Here is a 7,467-nt window from a genome sequence, read left to right on the forward strand (position 1 = left end):
CGCTCCCATGACCCGAACCCACATCGAGATGCTGCCGCCCCACCCCTTGCGCCCCGGCTACGACCGCTCCGCCGAACGCGGCAGCCTCCACGACGACTTCCAGCAACGCCTCGAACCGGCGAACTTCAACACCACCTACTTCGACACCCTTGCCCAGCGCCTCCAGAACGCGGCGGACCACGCGCCAGCCGATCAGGACCTCTGCTACATGCTCGCCTTCGTACTGCTCCAGAACAACGCCGATACAGCCGCGGTAGCCCGCGCGGCCGCCCTCCTCGCCGGCACCACCACCGCCCGCGGCCGCCGTCTCCTGGACCTGATCGACGGAATCACCACCAGGGCATCCGCCCACCGTCCCGTGAACCCCACGGTGAAGCGCGTGAACTGGTCGATCAACAACCGCTGCCCCATGAGCTGCACGGGCTGCTACAACCCCTTCGTCACCGACCAGATCACCTACGAGCAGGCGCTCTCGATCGTCGACAAGCTCGCCGCCCACGGAACCACCGACCTCGTCCTCGCCGGCGGCGACCCCCTCCTGTGGCCCCCGATCTTCGACGTCATCGACTACGCCACCAGCTCGGGTATCAGCGTCGCCCTGGACACCACCGGCTACACCCTGACCGCCGACAAGCTCCAGCGCCTCGCCCCGCTCTCTTCCCTTCGCCTGCCGCTGGACGGCACCACCCCCGCCGTCCAGCGCGCGTTCCGCCACAGCCCGGACCGCGACCTGCCCACCCGCTTCCGGCAGTCCCTGCACCTGTGCGACGACGCCGGCTTCCACAAGGTCCGTGTCCACACCGTCGCCTCCCGCGCCAACATCAGCGACCTGGCCGCCATCGCCGACTGCGTCATGAGCCACCCCAGCGTCCGCCAATGGGTCGTCTTCCAGTGGTGGGGCCGACGAGCTCCCAAGTCCCTCACCGAGACCATGGCCATCAACGCCGAATCGCTCAGGGACGAACTCACCAAGATCCGCGACCGGTACCCCAACAGAGAGATCATCTTTGCCGAGACCACCGAACGGGCATTCCTGAACTGGATGATCCAGAGCAGCGGGCAAGTCGTCACCTTCGGCTCAGGCCCCGAAGAAGAGTTCATCATCGGCAACCTCCTGACCGACGAGATCTCGGACATCAGCCGCCACCCCATCCTCGACTTCGAAGCGATGGCCCGAGGCGTGCCAGTAACCCCGCCGTCGTGACCACGGTCCTGCCGGCGCAGGGCCCGACTCGCCGAGCTTGGCGGGTGTGACCACGGGGGTGAAAGAAGGGGGAGAGATCGGGGGAGAGATGGGGGGAGAGATCGGGGGAGAGTACGGGGGAGAGATGGGGGGAGGCGGTAATCGCGTCCTAGCCGCATCGTGCCTGGTCAGACCCCAAAGTGCAGCCGGTGACTAGCCGGACTTATAGGTAGGAGGGGGTAGTGATGAGAAGAGCGGGTGAGGGAGGAAAGCGGTTGAACGTGAGTCGAGAGCGGAGGGGGATGGACGGATGGAAGGGGAGGAGGAGCGGGGAAGGAACGACGGATGAGGAGAGGCAGAGAGTAGGGCAGGGGGACTGGGATGGGGGTGAGGAGAGCAGGGTGGAATCGGGGATGGGGGAGCGTGTCAGTGGGGAAATGCATGTGGCCGGCGCCCACTTCCGCTGAGAGCGGGTGGCAAGGGCGCCGGCCGACCGAAGAACACACCACGAGAGAACCCGTGAGCGTCATCGTGGCCATTGTAGCCGCCGGGCCCGGGCAGACGCAGGCACACACCCATCCTGCTCATTGAGTGCGGTAGCATTTTCCCGCTTGTGTGGGCCGCTCCGGTGGACTCGCATGAGTCGGCGCGCGCTGGCGCGCCTCACTCATCGGGAGGTCGGGACCGTGATCCGCGCTGGACGAACCGCCGTGGGTCGGCGGGAGCTTGCCGACGTCCTGGGGATGACGTGGGCCACCTTCTGCCGCGTCAAGCCGTACAACGCTGACGACTTCCCCGCGCCGGTCAGCTCGGCGGGCGCACTGGTGATGCTGTGGGACCTGGAGCAAGTCGCCGCCTACCGCGACGGCGGGGTGCAGCCGGCGATCCCGGCCACCGAGGACGACAGGGACCTGCTCGACCGCCGTGACGCTGCCGCCGTACTCGGCGTGAAGCCGCGCAGCGTCGACAGCTACAAGACCGATGGTGGCCTGGCCGACCATGTCGTGGTGGTGTGCGGGGTCGATCACTGGCCCCGCGCCGCTGTGCGCGCCTACGGCGCCGCCCGCGGAACCATGACCGCGCCCAGCGGCCGGCCGAAGGGGTCCGGTGACATGGTCCCCCGGGACCTACTCCCCGGCCGCATCGCCGAACTCCTCGACGCCAACCCCGCGGTGACCGCCGCCCACGCTGTCGACGTCCTAGGCGTATCTGTCCCCACCGCGCAGAAGCATCTGCAGCAGGAGCGGGCGGCGCGTATCGCCGCGCGGATGCGAGCGGAACCCGGCCTCGACGCGGAACAGGCCGCGGACCGCCTCGGCTACCCAACCGTGGTCCGCCGCACCGCCTTGAGGGCCGCGCAGGAGCTCTACGACACCCCCTGACACCAACTCCTCCTGAGGGGGCCCCAGCCGTCCGGCTGGGGCCCCCTCAAGGCATTTCAGCCCGGTGGGGGGCGGGCGTTGCGGGTCCGGTGCCGACGGGGTGGGCGGCTCCGCTGCGCTGCGCCGCCCACCCCGCCCGTGGTTGTGGCGGGGACCGCGGGCGGAAGGCGTGCCGGACTCCGCTGCGCTGCGTCCGGACCGAGCGCTCCGCGCTCTCACGCTTCTCGCCCGCGATCCCCGCCACAACCACGGGGCCGCGGGCCGCACTCCGCTGCGCTCCGTCACTCCGCTTCGCTGCGTAGAGCGCCCACCCGTCTCCGCTTCGCTGCGCCGGCCGTGCACTCTTTGCCGGCCCGCGCTGCGGGGTGGGATGGCGGGCCGAAAAGCCAGAGGTGCGCGCTGCGCGCGCAGAGTACCTCTGCCTTTCCAGCCCGCCACCCCACCCCTTGCCCTCCGCGCTCCGCGCTCCGGAGCCAGCCGGCCCCAGACCCGCAATGCCCGCCCCCCACCGGGCTGAAAACCCCTGTGACCTGCGAATACATCACTCTTTTGAGTCGGCCCGGAGGGGCCATTTCCACCCCCAATGCCTTCAGATCGCGGTAGTATTCTTTTGTCGGTGAGGGGATGGGGCAAGAACCCTCCGGCCGAACCACCCCACCTCATTCCAAGGGAGAACTATGACTTCCACGCAGGCAGCCGCGCCGTACGCGCTGATGATCCAGCCTGACGGCTGGTTCGAACTTGCTGACTGGGCTTCCACCTGGACGGCGGCAGCCGACTCCCTGAGCTGCCAGGCCGTCCGCCCGGTCGCTCTGACCGGTCAGCTGACCATGTGGGTTGACGAGGACGCCGTACCGCGCGGCCTCCCGTTCAACCGCCCGGCCGCCAAGGTCCTGCGCGTCTTCCGAGCCGAGGCACTCCCGTACTTCGGCCCGGTCCTGTTCACCGGCCGCATCGACACCGCCGCTGACCGAGGCGCCCACGGACTGACGGAAGACCAGGCGCTGGAACTGATCGAGCAGTACCTCACCCGCGCCGCGAAGATCCCCCAGCAGCGCACTCGCTGAGACCCACGAAACGGCCGGCCGGGCCCCACCCGGCCGCCCCCCCGCGCGGGGTCGGGAGTGGCACCCGGCCCCACACGCCGACCGGACGACACCCAGAGAAAGGCCCCACCCCATGAGCGGCAATCCGACTCCCGCTGACGGCCCCCAGGACACCGGGCAGACGCTCGCCAACGTGTTCGGGATGAACGTCATCACGGGCGCCACCCGCGCCCAGCTCCTCGCCGACGGCTTCCTGATCGCCGTCCCGGAGCAACTCCTCGCCGACGCCGGGATCCTCCTGCCGACCGCCCTCACAGCGGCCGCGTGGGCGGACTGCGTCGAATGGAGCGACGCCGACAGCGACGCGCAGACCCCGCAGGACGAGACCGGCCGACTCTTCGACGTCCTGATCACGACGGCGTACGCGGCCCGTACCTCCAAGTTCCCCACGAGGCAGGTGACCGTGGAGCTGAACCGCATCCCGCGTGACGGCATCTCCAACATCCCCCGCCCGGCCCGCCTGAAGGCCGTGTGCGGGCCCGGGGACAACGCCGAGCCCGTACTCACCATCATGCGCCCCGACGAGGACTGACACCCGCCTGTGGGGCCGGGAGTGGCACCCGGCCCCACAAGCCCGACCGGACAACACCCAGAGAAAGGCCCCACCCATGAGCTGTATCCCGACGCCCGACAGCAGCGCCTTCGACCCGGCCAGCCTGGCCCGTCGCTCAGTGGGCTTGGTGAGGTCCATTGCCCGCGCCGCCGGTGAAGGCGCCCACCACCTGACCGTGGTCCTGGTCGCCTCTGATGGCGCCGACCAGGCCGAGTGCACCATCACCGGCCCCGTGCTGGACGAGAGCACCCCGGACGAAGCCCTGGTGCAGACCGCGTTCCTGCTCGCCGGGACCACCATCGGAGGCATGGCGATGACGGTCCTGCGCACGGTCGGCCTGGACGGCACGGTCACCCTCATGTCCTGGGCGGTCAGGGACCTGGTCGCGCGCCCCGCCACGGCCGAGCAGAGCCGCATTGCGTACCGCATCAGCGAGGACGACTTCGCGGGCCCGTCCCCCGAAGTGACGTTCGTGGACGCGCCCGCGCTTGTCTGACTCGGGCTCTGGTGGCCGCTCAGGGAGCGGCCGCAACGGCGCCCCGCAGCACTGATCACCAGCCCACCAGCGGCGGGGGAGTGGCACCCCCGCCGCCACCGGAGAAACACCCCACGAAAGGCAAACCCATGAAAGCCCCGACCCTCCCCACCCAGCGCGCCGAAAACCTCCTGTACGCCCTGTTCGACGCGGCCGGAGACGGGTGTCACGTCATGACCGCCAGCGCAGGCGTCTCCACGGCCGTTGTGCCGTTCCACAACACGGGAGACAGGACCTACCTCGGCCAGGGCATCGAACTGGCCGACGTCGTCGAGGCCACGTCGCTCACGCTGGTGGGCGGCCCCTGCGGCATCGTCCTGCGCACCAACGAGGAGGAGGGCACCAGCCGGGTATGGGGCTGGCGCCTCGACGGCGACGCCGCCACCCCCCTCACCGCCGGTGAGCTCTGCCGCGTCTACTCGACCGATTGGCTGACCGGCGCTCCCCTCCCGCAGGAACCGGGCCTGTACTACGACGACGCCCCCCACCTGCCCCTGATCTAGCGACCAGCCCCCCCGGCGGGCACGCACGGCGCGCCAGCAGCCGCGCCCCCTGCGTGCCCGCCCCTCCACCCCATCAAGGAGCAGCAATGCGGCAGATCGAAGTCAGGCACCTCTATGAAGGCGCCGTCATCCTCGATGGCTTCCGCCCCGCGACCGTGACGGCCCTGGAGAACCGCAGCCCGTACACCGTGGCCGTACGCCTGCACAGCACCGGAGACAACTGGACCGCCCTCTACAGCCCTGCTGCCGTGGTGCTGCTGTGCGTCGTCCCGGCCGTCGCATGGCGCGTTCACCACCAGCAGCGAGACCGGACCACCGGCGAGGGCAAAGGCGCGACCCACAGCAGTTCCCGCCTCTCGCCCGTCCACGCGGTCCGGCGGTACTGGGCGTACGGAGTCGACCACCAGACCGTCGTCAGGCTGGAAGAAGAACACACCGTGGTCACCTCCACCCCCATCACCCTCGACCAGCTACCCGGGAACGGCCAGCCCACCCCCCAGCCGACAGAATGCGGCGACCGCCGTTTCTACCAGCTCCACCGGCGCGGCCCCCTCGTACTACGCACCGGCGACGACGTCCGCCAGCAGCTCACGAACATCGCTGAACTCCACGACCGGGAGCACGGCAAACGGGACGAGCGCGGCAACCGGCTCGCCCCCCTCCACTCCGCCCAGCGCTGCTCCCGCTGCGTTGTCGGACCCCATGACCTGGAACCGGTCGAAGTCGTCATCACGCGCCGATACCACGACATCGACCTGTCGGAACTTCCCCAGGAATGGGACTACGAACTCAGCCCCGCGCAGGCACACGCGCGCATCACTGCCGCCTCGCTGTAACGCCCAGAAACCCCCTGGCGGGGCGCAGCACAAGCGCTGCGCCCCGGCCAGCGGCGGGGGAGTGGCACCCCTGCCGCGCCGTGTGAACACCTTGAGAGAGGGAATCGCATGACCTACGTGGACGAGACGGAAAGTCGAACCGTAAGCACCTTGACGATGTCGGCCCGTATCTCGGAGTCGGGCCGCATCACGCCGCTGCCGGAGACAGTCCGCCCCGTGCGTTGGACGGAACTGTGGGCCCGCTCGGGGAAGTCCCTGGACCGGATCGTGCAGCTGCGCGTGAAGGCATGGGTGGAACCGTTGCTAAAGGCGATCGAGACCAAGGCCATGCCGGCCGATTCGGCGCACCTGTGGAAGTCGCAAGAGCAGTGGCGGGCCGCGACGATCCGGGAGACCCGCCGAAAGGCGACGGACCAGGCACACGCGCGGGTGACCAGCGAGCTGCGCCGCGAAGCGCTCGCGGAGATCGAGGCCGAGGGATCCGGCTTCTGGCCCGTCCGCTGGGAGGAGTCCACGAAAGTGTTCCTCGTACAGGGGGAATGGACCGTCACCGTATCGGTCAGCGGAACCGACCACACGGCCGTCAGGTCGGCTTTCGCATCCGACCTGCCCCCACTGATCGCCGACATCGTCGCAGACGCTCAGAACCGCATCCCGCGCCCCAAGAAGACCGTCCCCATCTCCGCCTCTACCGACACCCCGGCCAAGGTCCGCAAAGCCTGGAAGCGAGACCGCGCGAAGGGGACGGCACCCAAAGCCGCTAATGGCGCTTACACCCCCGGCAGTTGGGTCATCTGGCAAGACCCGGAATCGGGCCGCACCATCAATGGCATCGTCACACAGTGGACACCGGGATGGACCCACGACAGCAGCAAGCGGGGTGTCATCCCGTCAGACGGAAGCGACCCGGTCGTGATGCAACTGGATTCCGGAGCACATCGCTCAAAAGGCCCATGGAGGGTGTCCTACGGGGACGGAGTCACCTCCCGCGTAGAACCGGGCGCGGTCCAACTGGAACTGACGCTCTGAAACCCGACGCCCCGATATCCGGAACCTCCTCCCGAGCGGTGGACAGTGAGGATTCCCATCCCTAGCTGTACACTCATTTTGAGGCAGGCGCCGACCCGGCCAGAAGCCCACCGAACACCTCTGGCCCGGTCGGACCCTGGGTCCAGGTCCGACTCACCCCCCGCCCCTTGCTGCCAGCCGCCCGCGCAGCGGGCCTTGGGCCGGGGAGCGCAGCGACCGGGCCCTGACGGCCGCGCAGCGGCCGCCCCAGGGCGAGCAAAGCGAGACCCGCCCGTGGTGGGAAGCGCAGCGGACCACCACAAGACCGGGGAGCGCAGCGACCCGGTCGGTCCCGCGAAGC

General features: G+C 69.5%; 8 protein-coding genes. All 8 read left to right on the forward strand.

Features of this window, described 5'->3' with window-relative positions; translation table 11 throughout:
* The first annotated feature begins 7 nt into the window (after positions 1-7).
* The 8 genes from EES41_RS36740 (at position 8) to EES41_RS36780 (ending at position 7,127) form a co-directional block, all read left to right on the forward strand.
* Positions 8-1,204: a radical SAM protein gene (locus EES41_RS36740; RefSeq protein ID WP_123082148.1), complete on the forward strand. Its 1,197-nt coding sequence runs from the start codon at positions 8-10 to the stop codon at positions 1,202-1,204.
* A gap of 722 nt (positions 1,205-1,926) precedes the next feature.
* Positions 1,927-2,565, forward strand: a complete 639-nt coding sequence (locus tag EES41_RS36750) for a hypothetical protein (protein WP_123082149.1) — start codon at positions 1,927-1,929, stop codon at positions 2,563-2,565.
* A 677-nt stretch (positions 2,566-3,242) separates the two neighbouring features.
* Positions 3,243-3,632: a DUF3846 domain-containing protein gene (locus EES41_RS36755; RefSeq protein WP_123082150.1), complete on the forward strand. Its 390-nt coding sequence runs from the start codon at positions 3,243-3,245 to the stop codon at positions 3,630-3,632.
* Between the two features lie 112 nt (positions 3,633-3,744).
* Positions 3,745-4,203: a DUF6573 family protein gene (locus tag EES41_RS36760; RefSeq protein WP_123082151.1), complete on the forward strand. Its 459-nt coding sequence runs from the start codon at positions 3,745-3,747 to the stop codon at positions 4,201-4,203.
* A gap of 148 nt (positions 4,204-4,351) precedes the next feature.
* On the forward strand, positions 4,352-4,720 hold the full coding sequence (locus EES41_RS36765) for a hypothetical protein (RefSeq protein ID WP_164496081.1): 369 nt from the start codon (positions 4,352-4,354) through the stop codon (positions 4,718-4,720).
* A gap of 128 nt (positions 4,721-4,848) precedes the next feature.
* Positions 4,849-5,262 (forward strand): hypothetical protein, encoded by a 414-nt coding sequence (locus EES41_RS36770; RefSeq protein ID WP_053065706.1) that lies wholly within the window; start codon positions 4,849-4,851, stop codon positions 5,260-5,262.
* Between the two features lie 86 nt (positions 5,263-5,348).
* On the forward strand, positions 5,349-6,098 hold the full coding sequence (locus tag EES41_RS36775; RefSeq protein ID WP_073799284.1) for a hypothetical protein: 750 nt from the start codon (positions 5,349-5,351) through the stop codon (positions 6,096-6,098).
* A gap of 108 nt (positions 6,099-6,206) precedes the next feature.
* Positions 6,207-7,127 (forward strand): hypothetical protein, encoded by a 921-nt coding sequence (locus tag EES41_RS36780; RefSeq protein WP_047960353.1) that lies wholly within the window; start codon positions 6,207-6,209, stop codon positions 7,125-7,127.
* The last annotated feature ends 340 nt before the right edge of the window (positions 7,128-7,467 follow it).

The sequence above is a fragment of the Streptomyces sp. ADI95-16 genome (genome assembly GCF_003721495.1).
Lineage (GTDB): Bacteria > Actinomycetota > Actinomycetes > Streptomycetales > Streptomycetaceae > Streptomyces > Streptomyces goshikiensis.

What these genes read in the sequence shown, in the direction of transcription:
- EES41_RS36740 (WP_123082148.1), top strand. Translation starts at nt 8, where the DNA reads ATGACCCGAACCCACATCGAGATGCTGCCGCCCCACCCCTTGCGCCCC.
- EES41_RS36750 (WP_123082149.1), top strand. Translation starts at nt 1,927, where the DNA reads ATGACGTGGGCCACCTTCTGCCGCGTCAAGCCGTACAACGCTGACGAC.
- EES41_RS36755 (WP_123082150.1), top strand. Translation starts at nt 3,243, where the DNA reads ATGACTTCCACGCAGGCAGCCGCGCCGTACGCGCTGATGATCCAGCCT.
- EES41_RS36760 (WP_123082151.1), top strand. Translation starts at nt 3,745, where the DNA reads ATGAGCGGCAATCCGACTCCCGCTGACGGCCCCCAGGACACCGGGCAG.
- EES41_RS36770 (WP_053065706.1), top strand. Translation starts at nt 4,849, where the DNA reads ATGAAAGCCCCGACCCTCCCCACCCAGCGCGCCGAAAACCTCCTGTAC.
- EES41_RS36775 (WP_073799284.1), top strand. Translation starts at nt 5,349, where the DNA reads ATGCGGCAGATCGAAGTCAGGCACCTCTATGAAGGCGCCGTCATCCTC.
- EES41_RS36780 (WP_047960353.1), top strand. Translation starts at nt 6,207, where the DNA reads ATGACCTACGTGGACGAGACGGAAAGTCGAACCGTAAGCACCTTGACG.